This is a genomic window from Sphingomonas yabuuchiae (assembly GCF_001477495.1).
In the GTDB taxonomy this organism is placed as follows: domain Bacteria; phylum Pseudomonadota; class Alphaproteobacteria; order Sphingomonadales; family Sphingomonadaceae; genus Sphingomonas; species Sphingomonas yabuuchiae_A.
This window is the reverse complement of sequence record NZ_LDTF01000167.1, coordinates 1-519: the sequence shown is the minus strand read 5'-3', so window position 1 is coordinate 519 and position 519 is coordinate 1. Positions and strand designations below refer to the sequence as shown.

At 65.7% G+C, this 519-nt stretch carries 1 pseudogene; it reads left to right on the top strand.

Features of this window, described 5'->3' with window-relative positions:
- Positions 1-77: 77 nt before the first annotated feature.
- Positions 78-519, top strand: a pseudogene (locus NS355_RS17890) (protein-S-isoprenylcysteine methyltransferase); the annotation flags it as partial.

Here is a 519-nt window from a genome sequence, read left to right as displayed (position 1 = left end):
GAGGGGAAGAAGGGCATAGCTGCATGTCGAACCACCCTAACGCCTTGCTTACCGAATTGCGCTAAACCCCGCCTTCCATGGCCGATTCCGCCCCGCCTCGCTCGCGTCCGCCGCGTCCCCGCTCCGCCGTGAGCCGGGGTGTCGGGCTGGCCGGGCTGGCGGGTTCGCTGGGCTGGATCGCTTTTGCGCGGTGGCGGCATCTCGACGGACCTTATGCGGCGCTGTTGCATCTGGTCTGTGCGGGCATGCCGATGCTGCTCTGGTCGGTGCTGGTAGACAAGGTGCATCGCCGCGCCTCGACCGGAATCGACTGGGCGAATCCCCGCCCGCTGCGCGAGACGATGGACATCAGCCTGACCAAGCTGGCCGGGCTGTGGGCGACATTCGGCGGGATCGCGCTGATCTTTGCGACGGGGCGCTTCTATTGGCAGGGAATTTTCGCCTTTGCCATGTGGTGCCTGGGCTGGATCGCGCCGGTGCTGTTCCTCCTGTCCATTCCCTATGTGATCTGGCTCGACC